Origin of the sequence: Burkholderia sp. BCC1988, assembly GCF_905339895.1 — a bacterium.
Taxonomy (GTDB): domain Bacteria; phylum Pseudomonadota; class Gammaproteobacteria; order Burkholderiales; family Burkholderiaceae; genus Burkholderia.
Genome location: NZ_CAJPHA010000016.1, coordinates 152485 through 168570, shown reverse-complemented (window position 1 = coordinate 168570; position 16086 = coordinate 152485). Strand labels below are relative to the sequence as shown.

At 67.1% G+C, this 16086-nt stretch carries 14 protein-coding genes; 4 read left to right on the top strand and 10 right to left on the bottom strand.

The features are described 5' to 3' along the window. Window positions 1-29: 29 nt before the first annotated feature. Window positions 30-1628, bottom strand: coding sequence for an APC family permease (locus tag U4012_RS23110; protein ID WP_321801773.1), 1599 nt, complete (start codon window positions 1626-1628; stop codon window positions 30-32). A 421-nt stretch (window positions 1629-2049) separates the two neighbouring features. Here U4012_RS23110 and U4012_RS23105 point away from each other — a divergent pair, with 421 nt between their 5' ends. Beyond that, window positions 2050-2253: a cold-shock protein gene (locus U4012_RS23105; protein WP_006477070.1), complete on the top strand. Its 204-nt coding sequence runs from the start codon at window positions 2050-2052 to the stop codon at window positions 2251-2253. 103 nt (window positions 2254-2356) lie between these two features. Here U4012_RS23105 and U4012_RS23100 read toward each other — a convergent pair whose 3' ends face one another. From U4012_RS23100 to U4012_RS23090, 3 genes are all read right to left on the bottom strand, one after another. Next, window positions 2357-3607, bottom strand: a complete 1251-nt coding sequence (locus tag U4012_RS23100; RefSeq protein WP_321801770.1) for an Hsp70 family protein — start codon at window positions 3605-3607, stop codon at window positions 2357-2359. 359 nt (window positions 3608-3966) lie between these two features. Next, on the bottom strand, window positions 3967-4572 hold the full coding sequence (locus tag U4012_RS23095) for a nitroreductase family protein (RefSeq protein ID WP_044845905.1): 606 nt from the start codon (window positions 4570-4572) through the stop codon (window positions 3967-3969). Window positions 4573-4729: 157 nt separating this feature from the next. Continuing rightward, window positions 4730-6013, bottom strand: coding sequence for an MFS transporter (locus tag U4012_RS23090; RefSeq protein ID WP_044845906.1), 1284 nt, complete (start codon window positions 6011-6013; stop codon window positions 4730-4732). A 217-nt stretch (window positions 6014-6230) separates the two neighbouring features. On the opposite strand from U4012_RS23090, the gene U4012_RS23085 reads away from it, so the two are divergent. Continuing rightward, entirely contained in the window at window positions 6231-6854 is a 624-nt protein-coding gene (locus U4012_RS23085) for a TetR/AcrR family transcriptional regulator (RefSeq protein ID WP_044845907.1), read from the top strand. Window positions 6855-6936: 82 nt separating this feature from the next. After that, window positions 6937-7509 (top strand): DUF1415 domain-containing protein, encoded by a 573-nt coding sequence (locus U4012_RS23080; protein ID WP_321801767.1) that lies wholly within the window; start codon window positions 6937-6939, stop codon window positions 7507-7509. A gap of 75 nt (window positions 7510-7584) precedes the next feature. Here U4012_RS23080 and U4012_RS23075 read toward each other — a convergent pair whose 3' ends face one another. The 4 genes from U4012_RS23075 to U4012_RS23060 form a co-directional block, all read right to left on the bottom strand. Beyond that, window positions 7585-8475, bottom strand: a complete 891-nt coding sequence (locus tag U4012_RS23075) for an SAM-dependent methyltransferase (protein WP_321801765.1) — start codon at window positions 8473-8475, stop codon at window positions 7585-7587. An 88-nt stretch (window positions 8476-8563) separates the two neighbouring features. Further along, window positions 8564-9697 (bottom strand): methyltransferase, encoded by a 1134-nt coding sequence (locus U4012_RS23070; RefSeq protein WP_124522201.1) that lies wholly within the window; start codon window positions 9695-9697, stop codon window positions 8564-8566. A 146-nt stretch (window positions 9698-9843) separates the two neighbouring features. Further along, window positions 9844-10176, bottom strand: coding sequence for a YegP family protein (locus tag U4012_RS23065; protein ID WP_321801762.1), 333 nt, complete (start codon window positions 10174-10176; stop codon window positions 9844-9846). Window positions 10177-10343: 167 nt separating this feature from the next. Then, complete coding sequence (locus U4012_RS23060; RefSeq protein ID WP_321801760.1) at window positions 10344-10841, bottom strand: LEA type 2 family protein; 498 nt, start codon at window positions 10839-10841, stop codon at window positions 10344-10346. Window positions 10842-11486: 645 nt separating this feature from the next. On the opposite strand from U4012_RS23060, the gene U4012_RS23055 reads away from it, so the two are divergent. Beyond that, window positions 11487-13655, top strand: coding sequence for a M1 family metallopeptidase (locus U4012_RS23055; protein WP_124487880.1), 2169 nt, complete (start codon window positions 11487-11489; stop codon window positions 13653-13655). Window positions 13656-13836: 181 nt separating this feature from the next. Here U4012_RS23055 and U4012_RS23050 read toward each other — a convergent pair whose 3' ends face one another. Both U4012_RS23050 and U4012_RS23045 read right to left on the bottom strand, forming a co-directional pair. Further along, window positions 13837-14865: a transporter gene (locus tag U4012_RS23050; protein WP_321801848.1), complete on the bottom strand. Its 1029-nt coding sequence runs from the start codon at window positions 14863-14865 to the stop codon at window positions 13837-13839. Between the two features lie 204 nt (window positions 14866-15069). Next, window positions 15070-16035 (bottom strand): phage tail protein, encoded by a 966-nt coding sequence (locus tag U4012_RS23045; RefSeq protein WP_321801757.1) that lies wholly within the window; start codon window positions 16033-16035, stop codon window positions 15070-15072. Between the last annotated feature and the right edge of the window lie 51 nt (window positions 16036-16086).

Below are 16086 nucleotides of genomic sequence, written 5' to 3'. Positions count from 1 at the left end.
CACCGCCGATTCCGGTGGCAGGTCAGGCGTCAGGCACCGACCCCTTCAAGGATCTCGTCGTGCGCCTCGCGCTCGTCGAGATACCTGGTCCGGTAACCGGTGTTCACGCCCCAGAAGTAGAACACCAGCGAGATTGCCGCGACGACCAGCATGTCCCAGCCGTACGGCAGCACGCCGTAACCGCCGAACTCCTTGCTGCCGACCAGCGACAGCACGGCCATCGTCGGCAGGTAGGCGACCAGCCACCATGCAGCCTTCAGGTCGGCACCCCAGCCGGTCCAGCCCGACTTCGCCTGGAAGTAGAAATACACCGGCAGCGCGACGATCATCAGCAGGATGATTTCGCCCGTCAGCGGCCACTTCGCCCAGTACAGGATCAGCGACGCGCAGACGAACGCGAACGGTGCGATCAGCTTCATCAGCGGGATCGACAGCGGACGCTCGATGTCGGTCGCCGCGCGGCGCAGCGCCATCAGGCTGATCGGGCCGGTCAGGTACGAGATCACCGTTGCGACCGAGATCACTGCCGCGAGCGAGCTCCAGCCGCGGAAGAAGAACAGGAAGATGAACGACACGAGCAGGTTGAACCACATCGCCTGGCGCGGCACACCGTAGATCGGGTGCACGTTGCCGAACATCTTCGGCATCGTGTTGTTGCGCTCCATCGCGTAGATCATGCGCGTGGTCGTCGCCATGTAGGTCGTACCGGTGCCGCTCGGGCTGATGAACGCGTCGACGTACAGCAGGATCGCGAGCCAGTTCAGGTTCAGCGCGATCGCGAGTTCGGCGAACGGCGACGAGAAGTTGAACTGCGACCAGCCCTTCGCGACGTCGGCCGGATTCACCGAACCGATGTACGCCGTCTGCAGCAGCACGTAGATCACGAGTGCGATCAGGATCGACGTGATCACCGCGAACGGCACGCTGCGCGACGGATTGCGCGCTTCGCCGGCCAGGTTCACCGGGCTCTGGAAGCCGTTGAACGCGAACACGATACCGCTCGTCGCGACCGCGGTCAGCACGGCCGACCAGCCGTACGGCGCGAAGCTTGCATTCGATGCAGTGCCGAGGTTTTCCGAGTGGAAGCTCGACAGCATCAGGCCGAGGATCGTGAGGCCGGGGATCAGGAACTTGAAGATCGTGATCGCGGTGTTCGCACGTGCGAAGGCCTTGACGCCCCAGTAGTTCAGCAAGAAGTAGATGACGACCAGCACGGCCGACAGCAGCAGGCCGGGTGTCGTCAGCTCGCCGTTCACGAACAGCGCATGCGCCCACGGATACTGCCACGTGCTCATGTACTGGATCGACGCTTCCGCCTCGATCGGGATCACCGATACGATCGCGATCCAGTTCGCCCACGCGCTGATGAAGCCCACCAGCGAACCGTGCGAGTAGCGCGCGTAGCGCACCATGCCGCCCGACTCGGGGAACATCGCACCGAGTTCAGCGTACGTCAGCGCAATCGCGAGAATCACGACCGCGCCGATGATCCATGCGCAAATCGCCGCCGGACCGGCAATCTTCGCAGCCTTCCAGGCGCCGAACAGCCAGCCCGAACCGATAATCGAACCCAGCCCCGTCAGCATCAGTGCAAACGGGCCGATGTTCCGTTGAATAGAACTCTTCACATCCTCTCCTATGTCTCAAAAAGCATGGTCGGCCCGCGGTCCGGGATCGGCTCGGACAGCAGCGCGCATGCAATTTTGGGGGGAAGGATCACCCGATCGGGGCAACCCGTCCACGCGGCGCGTAGTTTAACGGTTGCACCTCCAAGTTGGCGCCAAAATCGTTCGGCCCCTACAAAAAAGTCGCATCGTTTGCAAGGTTTGTAAACCTTAACTCCGCAATAACCCTGAGTGCATGGAAATCCGGTTGACCGCGCGACCGATTACCCGTATAAACAACGTTGCAGGATTTCAAGCGGCGAGTGAATTGGTTCTTTCGTAGTTCGCCCATCAACGGTACTCCGGTTGGTCCCATTACCCCCTTCCTTGATTTTCCGCACCCCATGGGCCTCGGCCCCGTTTTATCTTTTTAGGAACAAGTAACATGGCAACCGGTACCGTCAAGTGGTTCAATGACGCAAAGGGCTTCGGCTTCATCACCCCGGAAGGCGGCGGCGACGATCTGTTCGCGCACTTCTCGGAAATCCGCGTCGAAGGCTTCAAGACGCTGCAAGAAAACCAGAAGGTTGAATTCGAAGTGAAGACGGGCCCGAAGGGTCTGCAAGCTGCGAACATCCGTCCGGTCTAAGTTCGGCGCGATAATTCGTGTAAAAAAGCCCCGCTTCGGCGGGGCTTTTTGTTTTCCGGCGCGGGCAGCCATGCGGCCGCCGCCGATCGAGAATGGCCTCCGGTCAGCCGAACAGCCGCTGCGCGTGAATGCCGAGCCCGGTCGCGACGCTCGCGAGGCGATCGCCGAACACCGGCTGCGCGTCCGGGAATGCGCCGGCGAGCGCACCCGACAGGAACGCGAGCCCGGTCGAGCCGCCGGTGAAATACAGCGCGCCGACGTCGCGCGGCGCGACGCCCGCCAGCCGCACCGTTTCGCGCGCGGCATCGACGATGCGCGCGGTGTCGTCGACGCTCGCGTCGACGAGGCGTTCGGCGTCGAACGCGATCTGCAGATCCTCTTCCACGTCGTTCAGGTCGATCATCGTCTCCCCGCCCGCCGCCACACCGATCTTCGCTTCTTCCGCGCGCGCCATCAGTGCATGCCCGAGCCGCTGCTCGACCACGCGCGTGAGCCGGTCGTACTGCCGCACGTCCTGGTACAGGTGCTTCATCAGCTTCAGCTCGCCCAGCCGCTTCGGCGTGTAGACCGTGTTGATCAGGTGCCAGGTCGCCAGGTCGAAGTAGATCCGGTTCGGCAGCTCGCGTCCCTCGGGATCGAGCGCGCGGTAGCCGAACGCCGGCAGGATCGCCGCCAGCTCGACGCGCCGGTCGTAGTCGGTGCCCGCGACGTGCACGCCGTGGTGCGCGAGCACGTCGTCCTTGCGCTCGAGGCGCGCCATCCGCTCCGGCCCGACGCGCACCAGCGAGAAGTCCGACGTACCGCCGCCGATGTCGGCGACCAGCACGAGCCGCTCGGCCTGCTGGCGCGACTCGTAGTCGAACGCGGCCGCGATCGGTTCGTACTGGAAATGCACGTCCGCGAACCCGACCGACTGCGCGGCCGCTTCGAGCTGGTCCTGCGCGAGACGGTCGGCGCGCGGATCGTCGTCGACGAAGAACACCGGCCGGCCGAGCACCACGCGGCCGATCGGCGCGCCGGCGCGCGCTTCGGCCTTGCGTTTCAGGTGCGTCAGGAAGCGCGCGATGATCTCCGTGTACGCCATCGCACTACCGTCGCCGAGATCCGTCGTCGTTTCCGCGAGCGGCGAGCCGAGGATGCTCTTCATCGAGCGCATCAGGCGGCCTTCGAAACCGTCGATATAGGACGCGAGCGCCGCCCGGCCGTATTCGACCGTCTGCTCGTCGTTGTTGAAGAAGATCGCGGTGGGCAGCGTCAGGTGGTCGCCCTCGACGGGCGCGAGGCGCATGGCGTCGCCGTCGGGCAGGGCCACGGCGGAATTGGACGTGCCGAAATCGATCGCGCAGTAAGTCATGGGAAGGTGCCGCAGCATGGCCGGCGCGAAAACGGAAAGGACGGGCTTTTTAACATGAAGCCCGCCGGATCACAACCGGGGGCGGCCGCCGGCGCGGTGCAACCGGCCCGGGGCGGAGATCAGGCGCGCCTGCGGCATGCCGGCGACAGGGGCGGACGGGGTGCCCGAGGCGCCCCGCCGCCCGCTTGCAGCGCACCGGCGACAGGTTCGGCCAGAGTGCTCGACGCGCCCCGGCACCCGCTTGCGGCACACCGGCGACAGGTGCAGACGGGGTGCCCGACGCGCCCCGCTGCCCGCTTGCGGCGCACCGGCAACCGGTGCGGACAAGGTGCTCGACGCACGCCTGCCCGCTTGCGCGATCAGGCTGCGGCGTCGAAACCCTTCTTCCATGCGCCCGCATACACGACCTCGCCGATCGCGTGGCGCGTGCGCGGCGCCTTTTCGCGTTCGCGCAACACCGGGTCGAGCTTGTCGACGTTGCCGTAGTGGCCGAGCGAGATGATCGCCGGAATCGCGACGTCGGCCGGAATCTCGAACGCATCGCGGAACGCCTTCGCATCGAAGCCGCTCATCTGGTGCGCGGCGAGACCCAGCGCGTGCGCCTGCAGCACCAGCGACATCGCGGCCGCGCCCGCATCGTACAGCGCGGTCGGCGCCGGCTCGCCCTTCGGCGTGAGCGTATGCGCGGTCACGGCGATCAGCACCGGCGCCGGCGCGTTCCAGCCCTGGTTGAACGGCACCAGCGTCGCGAATGCGTGCTTGAACGCCGCTTCGTCCTGCGTGCGATCGAACACGATGAAGCGCCACGGTTGCGCGTTGTAGGCGGACGGCGCCCAGCGCGCCGCTTCGAGCACCGCGTGCAGATCGGCGGCGCTGATCGGCTCGTCCGAATACGCGCGCGGGCTCCAGCGGCCGGCGATCAGGTCGTGAATCGAAACAGTGGTAGGAGCAGGTTTGACGGACATGCGGTTCCTCGCTGACATCGATGAAGGGCGCGAACGCCCGGCGAACCGCAAGCATAACCGCTTGAGCCGTCGCGCGCCCGGTCATCCCGCGCAATGCAAATCACCGATCTTGCATTGACCGGCCGCACCCGCGCACGGGCCGGCCGGCGCACCGCGCTCAGGCGGCCTGCGCGGCCGCGCGGGACGGGCCGCGATTGATCCGCAGCACGATCAGCGCACCGACGATGCAGAGCGCGCCCGAGATCATCGACGCGATCGTATAGGTGCCGAGGCTCGCGCGCAGCAGCCCCGCGCCGAGCGCCGCGAACGCCGCGCCCAGTTGGTGGCCGGCGACGATCCAGCCGAACACGACCGGCGCCGCGGCCTTGCCGAACACGTCGGTGGCCAGCCGCACGGTCGGCGGCACGGTCGCGATCCAGTCGAGCCCGTAGAACATCGCGAACAGCGGCAGACCGAAGAAGTCGATGCCGAACGCATGCGGCAGGTAGATCAACGACAGCCCGCGCAGCCCGTAGTACCAGAACAGCAGCACGCGGTTGTCGTAGCGGTCGGACAGCCAGCCCGACAGCGTCGTGCCGAACAGGTCGAACACGCCCATCGCGGCGAGCAGCGAGGCGCCCTGCACTTCGGACATCCCGTAGTCGCTGCACATCGCGATCAGGTGCGTGCCGACGTAGCCGTTGGTGCTCGCGCCGCAGATGAAGAAGCTGAAGAACAGCAGCCAGAAGTCGCGCGAGCGGCTCGCGGTCAGCAGCGTGCGGAACGCGACCGCGAGCGGGTTCTCCTTCGTCGCGTCGGGCGCCGCCGGCGCGTCGGCCGGCTCGCCGTACGGACGCAGCTGCACGTCGGCCGGTCGCTCGGGCAGCAGGAACGCGACCAGCGGAATCACGATCGCGGCCGCCACCGCGACGACCAGCACGACCGGCCGCCAGCCGTGGCGCTGCGCGATCGCCGCGAGCATCGGCAGGAACACGAGCTGCCCGGTGGCCGTGCTCGCGGTCAGGATGCCCATCACGAGACCGCGCCGCGCATGGAACCAGCGTGTGACGAAGGTCGCGGACAGCGTCAGCGCGACGACACCCGTCGAGCAGCCGACCATCAGCCCCCAGATCACGACCATCTGCCAGCTCTGCGTCATCATCGACGACAGCGCGACGCCCGCGCTCATCGTCACGAGCGCGGTCAGGATCGTCGGCCGCAGCCCGAAACGCTGCATCGCCGCGGCCGCGAACGGGCCCGTCAGGCCGTACAGCGCGATGTTCACCGAAATCGCCAGCGAAATCGCCGCGCGGCTCCAGCCGAGTTCGCGCTCGAGCGGCACCATCAGCACGCTCGGCGTCGCGCGCGTGCCGGCCGCCGCCAGCAGGATCAGGAAAACCACCGCCGCCGCGAGCCATCCGTAGTGGAAGCGCCCGCCGATTCGTGTCACTGCCCAGTTCATGTTGTCGCTCTCCAGTTGGCGGGCCCGCGCTCGCGCGCCAGCCCCGCCTCACCTCCGGGCCACCTCCGCCGCACGCTGCATCGGCTGACCCGGGCCGATACGTGGCATTTGTCTGTCGATCCGGTCGGCATTGTTACCGCTCGGTCACAAGTGTGTTGCGATCGTAGTGACCAGTCGGTAACATGTCAAGCAATTCACCACGCAGTCGAGGGTCATCATGTCGGGCATCGAGGCCGCCAACAAGCCGCCGGCACGCCGCACGCGCCGGCCGATCGCCGCGGCCGCCGCGCAGGAACACCTGCTGCGCGCCGCGGAGGAGCTGTTTTACAAGGAAGGGGTGCGCGCGGTCGGCGTCGAGGCGGTCGTGGAGCGCGCGGGCGTCAACAAGATGAGCCTGTACCGCCAGTTCTCGTCGAAGGACGAGCTGATCCTCGCGTATCTGGAACGGATGGATGCGTGCTTCTTCGAGCGTCTCGATTCCAGCGTCGCGAAGCATCCGGGCCAGCCGAAGGCGCAATTGATCCAGTATTTCGTCGATCTGGCCGAACGCGCGACGCAGAAGGACTATCGCGGCTGTCCGTTCGTCAACGTCGCGGCCGAATTCCCGGATACGTCGCATCCGGCGCGCGAGCGCGTCGCGCAGAACAAGGAACAGCTGATGAAGCGGCTCGTCGAGTTGTGCGAAGGCGCGGGCGCCCGGCAGCCGAAAGCGCTCGCCGACGCGCTCGCGCTCATCGTCGAAGGCATCTATGCGGCGAGCCAGACCTACCGGCACGGCGAAACGCCGATCGGCACCGCGCCCGCGCTGGCCACGCAGCTGATCGAAGCCGCCTGCGCGTGACAGGCGGCGCACGCCCCGCCCCGGCGTGCCCGCTCCGGCTACAATGCGGCCCTCGCTGCCGCTTCGCCCGACCGCCTCCGCCATGACCGATACCCGCCCCGACTCCCACGACGACATTCTCGCCGCCACGCGGCACTGGCTCGCGCGCGCGGTGATCGGGCTCAATCTGTGCCCGTTCGCGAAGAGCGTCTATGTGAAGGACCAGGTACGCTACGCGATCAGCGAAGCGACGACGCTCGAGGACGCACTCGCTGATCTCGAAACCGAGCTGCGCGCGCTCGAAGCAGCGGATCCGCAGCAGGTCGACACGACGCTCGTGATCTATCCGCACGCGTTCGCGGATTTCGTCGACTACAACGATGCGCTGTTCTTCGCCGAGCGGCTCGTGCGGCAACTGCGACTCGACGGCGTGCTGCAGATCGCGAGCTTCCATCCCGAGTACCGGTTCGAAGGCAGCGAAGCCGACGACATCGAGAACTACACGAACCGCGCGCCGTATCCGATCCTGCACCTGCTGCGCGAGGACAGCATCGCGCGCGCGGTCGATGCGTTCCCGGACGCATCCGCGATCTACGAGAAAAACCAGGAAACGCTGCGCCGCCTCGGCCATGACGGCTGGCGTGAATGGATGCGCCGGCCGGGCGACGACGTCTGACGCGTCGCGCGGCGGGTGGCTGGCGCGTGGCGGACGGGCCGGACGTCGGTCCGCTTCAGTCCGCCTCGGTCCGCTTCAGTCCGCGGACTGCTCGACGGCCTCGCCGGCCGCCGCCGCGGGCGCCGGCGCGAAGAAGCGCTCGTTCAGTTCGGCAAGCCCGAACATGCCGAGGATCTCGTGCAGCCGCTCGCCGGGCTTGCGGCGCGGCAGATTCTTGTACTGCGCGATGATCAGCTCGTTCTTCATCGAATGCTCCCAGCCGACCAGCTCGGTCACGCTCACCTGGTAGCCGTGCGCCTCGAGCTGCAGGCAGCGCAGCACGTTGGTGATCTGGCTGCCGAATTCGCGCGTATGCAGCGGATGCCGCCACACTTCCGTCAGCGCGTTCGCGAGCGACTTGCCCTTGTTCTTGCGCAGCACGCCCGCGACCTCCGCCTGGCAGCACGGCACCAGCACGATGTGCTGCGCGCGCTTCGCGAGCGCGAACCGGATCGCGTCGTCGGTCGCCGTGTCGCACGCATGCAGCGCGGTGACGACGTCGACCGTTTCGGGCAGCTTCGGCGACGTGATCGAATCGGCGACCGACAGGTTCAGGAACGACATCCCGCCGAATCCGAGCCGCGCGGCGAGTTCGGTGGAGCGCGTGACGAGTTCCTCGCGCGTCTCGATCCCGTACACGTGCGACGCGAACGCCGGCGTGCCGTGCCCCGGCTGCTGCTTGAAGAACAGGTCGTACAGGATGAAGCCGAGATACGACTTGCCGGCGCCGTGATCGACGAGCGTCACGCCGCCCTTGTCGGCCTGCACGCTCGCGAGCAGCGGCTCGATGAACTGGAACAGGTGATAGACCTGCTTCAGCTTGCGGCGGCTGTCCTGGTTCAGCTTGCCGTCGCGGGTCAGGATGTGCAGTTCCTTCAGCAGCTCGACGGACTGCTCCGGACGGATTTCGTAGGTCTTGTTCGACATCGTGAAACGGCGCCGGGCCACGGTCGGCGACCACGGCCCGGCGGCGGGAATTCGTGAGGAATGGCGACAGTTTACCGAAAATACGCGATCAGGCTCGCGCGCCGAGCCGCCAGAGCGACGTGACCTCGGCGCGGCGCGCGGCGTGCAGCGGATCGTCCGCGTCGGCCGACTTCGGGTGTGCGGGGCGGATGTCTTCGCGGCCGAGCACGACGAGGCCCGCTTCGTCGATCCATTGCAGCAGCGTGTCGCGCGGCCGCAGCCCGAGATGCTCGGCAAAATCGGACAGGATCAGCCAGCCTTCGCCGCCCGGTTCGAGATGGTCGGCAAGCCCCGCGAGGAAACCGCGCAGCATGCGGCTGTCGGGATCGTAGACCGCGTATTCGATCGGCGCGCTCGGACGGGCCGGCACCCACGGCGGGTTGCAGACGACGAGCGGTGCGCGGCCGGCCGGAAACAGGTCGGCCTCGACGACGTCGACGCGCCCGGCATGACCGAGCCGCGCGACGTTCTCGCGGGCGCATGCGAGCGCGCGCGGATCCTGGTCGGTCGCGACGATGCGCTCGACGCCGCGCGACGCGAGCACGGCCGCGAGCACGCCGGTGCCCGTGCCGATGTCGAACGCGAGCGAGGTCGCGGGCAGCGGCGTGCGCGCGACGAGTTCGACGTATTCGCCGCGCACCGGCGAGAACACGCCGTAATGCGGATGGATCGGCGCGCCGCCGAGCGCCGGGATCGGCACGCCCTTCTTGCGCCATTCGTGCGCGCCGACGAGGCCGAGCAGTTCGCGCAGCGACACGACCGACGGCGCGCCGCCCGGGCCGTACGCTTCCTCGCACGCGGCGCGCACGTCGGGCGCGCGGCGCAGCGGGATCGTGTAGTCGGCGTCGAGCGGGATCAGCAGCATCCCGAGCGTGCGGGCGCGCTGCGATTGCGCGAGCCGGTGCAGGTTGAACGCGTCGACGCCGACCGCGGCCTTCGCCTTCTTCGGCTTGCGTTCGACGCGGCGCGCCATCGCCTGCACGAGCTGGCGCGCATTCTGGAAATCGCCCTGCCAGACGAGTGCGGTGCCCTCGCACGCGAGGCGGTACGCCGCGTCGGCGGTGACGCGGTCGTCGGCGGGCACGGCGCGCTTCGGCGGCTGCACGCCGGCTTCGGAGCGCCAGCGCACGGCATGTTCGGCGCCGTCGGCGTCGGTCCAGTGGAAAACGGGGAAATCGGTCACGCGAGCTCGGCTACGGTTGGCTTCAGACAGGCGGCGCTACCGGACTACCGGAGTGCGCCGCGCGGACCACACCATACCGCGCTTTGCCCGCGCGGCAAAGCGCGGGCGACCGCCCTGGCCGCCACCCGCGCGATGCTCGCGGCGTGTCAGCTCTGGTCGTCGAGCGCCGCGTCCGGCGCGTTCTGCTTCACCGACGCGATGCCGTTCTCGCGGCCGGCTTCAGCCTTGTACAGCTCGCTCGTGCCGATGATCTCGTGATTGCCGGCCTTCAGGTTGAACATGAACTGGCCGTTGCTCGCGGTCTTGCGCTCGTAGTGCGCGTCGTCCGGTGCGTTCTTGCGCACGGACGCGACGCCGTTTTCCGCCGACGCCTTGGTCTTGTACAGCTCGCTGCGCAGAATGATCTCGCCGTTGGCGGCCTTCAGGTGGAACAGGAACTGCCCGTCGTTCGCTTTCTTGATGACGAATTTCGCTGCCATGGTGCCCTCTCCAAAAAGTCGTCCGGCCCTCCGGACCGAGGCAGTCTAAACGCGATTGCAGCGCAAAACGTAAGGCGCACGAAACACGATCGTCAGGAATCGTCAGACGGCGCTGCGATTGCGCCGCTTCGTCCGGTCCGGCATCCGGGGCGTCGCGCAGGCATCGTCTAGCCGCCCCACCCCGGCGTCGCCGGCATGCGCAACGTGCCCGCATCGCGGAAACGCACGGTGCCGAGCACGCCGCCGGCGAGCCGGCCGCGCAGCGCGTACGGCAACTCGCCGCTGGCTGCCGCGCCGGGCAGGTTCCACGCCTGCCGCGCGGCGGCGAACGCCGACACCGAAACGGGCACGTCGATCACGGCCTCGCCGAAGCGCGGCACGACGCCCGAGCGATCGCTGACCCCGCTCGCGAACGGCGTGCCGTTCAGGTCGAGCGCGACCGAAATGCCGTCGTATTCGATCGGCGTGTCATTCGGGTTCTGCACGCGCAGCTTCAGGCTGAAGCGCATCTCGAGGCCCTGTCCGGCCAGCGGGTCGAGCCCGGCGACGGTCACGCTCACGGGCTCGCGCGTCAGGCCCGCGCACCCGCCGAGCGCAAAGACGGCGGCGAACAGCAGCAGCAGCATGGCGCGCAGCGGCGCGATACGGAACAGGGCTCGTGGCATGGGCTGGCCTCCTTGCGGCAATCGATCGGCGGGTCGTCGCCGCATTGTACCGAGCGCGCCGCGCCACGCCCTGATTCGTAGTTTTCGCGCACCGGCGAGATCGTTAATAGATTAAAACTACGGAAACGACATGCTAAACAGAAAGCGAATTAATGCTTCCCAGCATTCAATGACGCGCGAAAAATTCAAGAGAAGCACTTTCTAATTTTTTCGTTTCCTTTACCCAAAACCATCAAGTATATTTACGCATCCTTCGAGCAGGCCGACAAACCTTCAAGCCGTATGACGGCGATTTTACGGAACGGCGACACGCCGTCCTTCCGTCCTGCGGCCTGGTACGGCCAGCCCCGTGGGTCGTCGGTTCAAAGGGAATGCACGCCCGCACAAGGGCGGGCGGCCCCGTGTCGTGCGCGCGAAATCAATTCAGTACAACCCGCGCCCGGCCATTTTGAACCGGCCAGTTAACCGACATCCGGAAACACAGAGGGGGCAGTAAACCATGATTACCTTCACGTAGTCGGCCGACCGTCTTTTCGAATAATCCGTCATTGGCATTTCTCGTCGCTGCTGATTAACGGCGAGGGATTTCTTTTGCCGGCGTTTTCGCAGCACTGAACGATTCTTTCAACAATCGAGGTTTCAGTCATGTCGATCAACATTCACAAGATGCGTTACCTGCCGCTGGTTGCCGCACTCGCGCTCGCCGGGTGCGGCGGCGACGACAGCGGCGTCGGCTCGGCTTCCGCACTCAGCTCCGCCGGCGCGCCGCACTCGAGCTCGTCGCCCGCCGCCAACACGCCGCCGTCAGCCTCCAACGTCGACAAGAGCGTGTCGCCCGTCGAGCTGCCGGACACCGTGGTACCGGTCAACTACCGGCTGTGGTTCCGCCCGAACGATGCGCTGAACGCGTTCGACGGGCGCGCCGACGTCGAGATCAAGGTGCTGAAGCCGGTCAACAACATCGTGATCGCCGGCCACCGGATCAAGTTCACGAACGGCCGCATCACGCTGCAGCCGGGCAACATCCAGCTGATCGCGACGCCGCAGGACAAGGGCGACTTCTACCAGCTGCGCCCCGTCGCCGGCACGATCGCGCCGGGCAACTATTCGCTGCACATGGAGTGGTCGGGCATCATCAACTTCAAGTCGTACGACGATCCGGCCACGCAGACGGGCGGCAGCTGCGGCGACGACCCGTATCCGGGCTGCTCGGCCGCCGAAGGCGTGTTCCGCGTCGACCTGAAGGGCACCGACGGCAAGACGAGCGGCGCGATCCTCACGCAGGGCGAAACCAACCTGTCGCGCCAGTGGTTCCCGGGCTGGGACGAGCCGGCCTTCCGGCCGACCTATGAAGTGACGGCCGAAGTGCCGCAGAACTGGCGCGTCGTGTCGAACGCGGCCGAGAAGCCGTCGACCAACGTCGGCGGCGGCTACAAGCTCGTGCAGTTCGAGAAGACGCCGCCGATGCCGTCGTACCTGCTGTTCTTCGGCGGCGGCATGTTCGATACCTACGAGGACGACTTCTCGAGCCCGCTGCCGGGCGGCAAGGGCGGCCTGCACCTGCGCGTGTTCACGCCGCCGGGCATGAGCGACTGGGCCAAGCCGGCGATGGACCGCACCAAGCAGGCGCTCGATTTCTATTACCGCTACACGGGTATCCCGCTGCCGCTGACGAAGTTCGATACGGTCGCCGCGAACGACGCGTTCAAGGAGCAGAAGGACCTGAACTTCGGCGGGATGGAGAACTGGGGGTCGATCCTCGAGTTCGCCGACGACATCCTGCCGCAACCGGGCCAGCCGATGTCGCGCTACGGTAACGAGGTGCTGACGCACGAAGTCGCGCACCAGTGGTTCGGCGATCTCGTCACGGCCGACTGGTGGGACAACGTCTGGCTCAACGAGTCGTTCGCGACGTTCTTCGAGACGAAGACGACGATCCAGTTCTTCCCCGACGAGTTCAGCTGGCTCGACCAGGTGAAGAACAAGTACCGCGTGATCAATCGCGACATCGGCCCGAACGCGTTCCCGGTCGCGCCGAACTTCAACGACTGGGCGTCGAACGACTTCGTGCTGAGCGCGAGCGCGTTCACGTACGACAAGGGCGGCCATGTGCTGAAGACGCTCGAAAACTATCTCGGCGAGCAGACGCTGCGAAAGGGCCTGCAACAATACCTGGTCGACTACTCGTTCGGCAACGGCACGCCGAAGCGCCTGTGGGATGCGCTGTCGAAGGAAAGCGGCCAGGCGGTCGGCCCGATCGGCGACAGCTACGTGCGCCAGACGGGCGTGCCGCTGATCTCGCTCGACACGCAGTGCGACATGACGAAGAACCAGACGGTCGTCACGCTGAAACAGCAGCCGTTCCCGAACAAGAACGCGTATCCGGGCCTGCAGTGGACGGTACCGATCACGCTCGCGTACGGCCAGGGTCTCGCGAAACGCACGACGCTCGCGCTGAAGGATACGCAGACGCAGACGCGGATCGACGGCTGCACGGGCGTGGTCGCGGATCCGAGCGGTCTCGACTACTACGTCGTGAACTACAGCGACGCCGCGTGGAGCGGCCTGCTCACGCAGGTCAACAGCTCGGTCGATCCGGTGCTGCTCGCGAACCTGAAGAGCGAGGCCGCGCTGCTCGTCGCGAACAACCTCGCGCCGGCTTCGCGCTCGACGTCGATCGGCTCGGTCGCTTCGCCGGCCGCGATGAAGCTGCGCCAGACGCCGAGCTTCGGCGGCATCGCGCCGACGGTGAAGGAACGTCCGTCGCTGCGCTACCAGGGCATGTTCAAGCCGCGCAAGACGCTGGTTCAGTAACGTGATCCGGCCGGCCGGTGCCGCGCGATACGCGGCGCCGGCCGGCGTTCGACGCTTCATGTCCCTTCACGTCCCTTCACCTCCTATCGCAGGCCCCGGATGCGGGGCCTGTTTTTTGTTGCCGCCGCGTGCGGCGCCCCGCCAATGCCGGCCTGGCGCCTGTTCACGCCAATAGCGAGCCCTAGCGATCGTCGCGCCGGCGAAACGCCCACCACGCGGCGAGCGCGGTAAAGCCCGCGACCAGCAGCACCATCAGCCAGAACCCGTGCTTGTTCTCCGAGAACGGCACGCCGCCGACGTTCATCCCGAAGAAGCCCGCGACGATGTTGATCGGCAGCGCGATCACGGTCACGAGCGTCAGCGTGAACAGCGTCCGGTTGTTCTGCTCGTCGAGCCGCGAACCGATCTCTTCCTGCAACAGCTTGATCCGCTCGTTGAGCCCCGACAGATCGGCGAGCACCAGCGAGAACTCTTCGGTCGATTCGCGCAGCTCCTGCACGTCTTCGGCGTGCAGCCACGCGGGCGGTTTCGCGAGCAGCCGGAAAATCGAGCCAGGCTCGGGCGCCAGCATGCGCTGCAGCCGCGTCAGCGTGCGGCGCATCGCGCCGAGCTCGATGCGGTTCGACGTGAGCCGTTGCGACAGGAAGCGATCCTCGATGCGATCGACGTCGATGCTCGTGCGCCGCATGATCTGGATCAGCAGGTCGGCCTGGTCGCGCAGCAGGTGCACGAGCAGTTCGGCCGGCGACCGGAACCGCTCGCCGTCGCGCACGCAGGCGCGCAGCGTATCGACCGAGCGCAGCGGCTTGAGCCGCGCGGTGACCATGATGCGCCGCTCGACGTGGACGAACAGCGTCGCGATTTCCGACGGCGTCAGCTCGAGGTTGAACATCACGTCGTTGACGATCGCGCGCAGCGCGCCGTCCTCCTGCTCGATGCGCGTCGAGCGCGATCCTTCGTGGAGGAATTCGAAGAAGCTGTCGGACAATCCGAGGTGCGTGCGCATCCAGCGCTCGCTCGCGCCGTGCGCGAGATTGAAGTGCAGCCAGACGAAATCGTCCGATGCGGCCGCATCGCGCTCGCGGCACGCGCGCAGCCATGCGGCGGCCGCATCGGCATCGAGCATCGCGCCCGATCCGCCCGGGACGAAGCGGAATCCGCACACCATGCCGGACGTATCGGCGCCGTAAGTCTGTACGATCAGGTCCATCGTGTCGAAGGTCGTGCGGCGCTCGCCGCGCCGCGCATCGCGCATTGCGGCGCCACGCCGGGAAATGGAAGGAAACGTATGCCCGATGCATGCGGCATTTTCGTGACATTGTCACATCCTGCCGTCCGGCGTAAGACGTCCCCAAAAACAACGCGCCGCCCGGTGGGCGGCGCAGGTGCGATGTGCAGGCTGGTGTGATGCCGGTTACTGCCGCGTCTCCGACTGCGCAGCGGTCGGGCAGGCCGGATCCTTGCCCCAGTGGCCGTCGCAGACGCGCCAGCGGCACAGCTGATCCTCGAAGAAGCCGCGCTCCGCGCAATCCTTCACGCGCGATGCGAGCGAACCGCCCGTCGCGGCGGCCGTCTTGGTCGGCACGACCTGCCCCTTCTGCGCGGCGACCTTCTTGTCGGCCGGCTTCGTACGGGCGACGAGCGCGGCGAGCAGGTCCGCATCCGGGTCGTCCTTCCCGGATGCCTTCGCGCTCGCGGAACGGGTCGTCGCTTCGCGACGCTTCTTCGCCTGCGCGAGCTCCGCCTGCTGTTCCTTGTGATGCTTGCGAGCCTCCGCCTTCGCGTCGGCCTTCACATCGGCCTTGCTGCGGGGGGCTACCTTGTCGCTCTTCGCGGCGTCGGCCTTCGCGGATTTCGTCGTCGCCGCTGCTGCGGCAGCCGTCGCGGCGACGGCGCCCGCCGTCGCTGCGCCCGATGCATCGTCGGCACCGTTCGCGAGCGCGCGCGACAAGCGGCTATTGTCCGCGCCCGACGCGCCCGATGCGGGCGCAACGGTCTGGGACGCGGCATCGTCGTTGACGATCGTCGCCGTTTGCACGACGGGCGCAGCCGACGCGGCATTCTGCGCGACCTGCACGGCGGCGGCGCTGGCCGGCTCGGCCTTTGCCGGTGCCTGCACGGGCGTGGCGGCCACGACGGCCGCCTCGCCGGATTGCTGCTGCCAGCGCCATGCGCCCCAGCCGCCGACGGCGACCACGAGCGCGACGACGGCCGCGATCGGCCCCTTCAGCGAACGGCGCGGCGGTTCGGCCGGCGGCGTGACACGTCCTTCCAGATTCGCGAGAATGCGCGACTGCTGCGGTTCGCCCCCGCCTGCCGGTTTGGTATCGGATAGCAGGCTGGGCGGGGTTTTCGAATTTGAATTTTCCGGCGCACTCATTCAGCGTCTCATTGAATCCTGGTTTAATTCACCGCGATAATATAGCCCGGC